The following is a 780-nucleotide window of genomic DNA, read 5'->3' as shown; positions in this document are numbered from 1 at the left end:
CAAACTTGAAAATATATCTCAAAAAAAAATTTTCTTAATTGGCTGCTATGTTTCAAAAAAATATAACAAAGAGAATAATGAAAATTTATTTTGTAAAGAAAATATAACTATAATTCCGAACGAGAAAAAAGAAGAAGCCTCGCAAATAATATTTAACTCTTTAGCAAAAAATTATAATAACGAATTTAAAAATCCGATATTTTTTCCGCAAGAGCAGAGCAGAGCTTATTTAAAAATTCAAGACGGTTGCGAAGTTTTTTGTTCCTATTGCATAGTGGCGAGAGTGAGAGGAAAACATAGAAGCGTTGAGCCTAAAAAAATTTACGATGCGTTAAAAATCGCCCATGAATACGGTTATAAAGAAATTGTTTTGACGGGATTAAATTTGGGTTCTTACAACTACAATAACGAAATAAAGTTCAATCAAATAGTAAAAAATATAATCGAGGTTTCTTCAAAACTTGGAATAAGAATAAGGCTTTCTTCCGTAGAGCCGATTTATTTTGACTATGAGCTTATAAGTTTATTTAAAAATTCCGATGTTCTCTGTCCGCACGCGCATATTCCTTTGCAATCTGGAAGCGATAAAATTTTGAAATTAATGAATAGAAGATACACGAGAGGAAATTATTTGAATATAATAGAAAAATTATATAAAGCAAATTTAAATATGTCGATAAGCGCGGATGTTATGGTAGGCTTTCCGAGCGAAGACAATAACGATTTTAACTACACTTACGATTTATGCGAAAAATCACAATTTATAAAGATGCATATATT

Annotated in this window: 1 protein-coding gene; it reads left to right on the top strand. The window is 29.5% G+C overall.

Annotated elements, in window-relative coordinates:
- A partial coding sequence (locus EZH24_RS12945) for a radical SAM protein (RefSeq protein WP_137999436.1) occupies positions 1 to 780 on the top strand: 780 nt, incomplete at both ends.

Origin of the sequence: Brachyspira catarrhinii (assembly GCF_005518285.1) — a bacterium.
Lineage (GTDB): Bacteria > Spirochaetota > Brachyspiria > Brachyspirales > Brachyspiraceae > Brachyspira > Brachyspira catarrhinii.
This window is presented reverse-complemented; position numbering and strand designations above follow the sequence as displayed.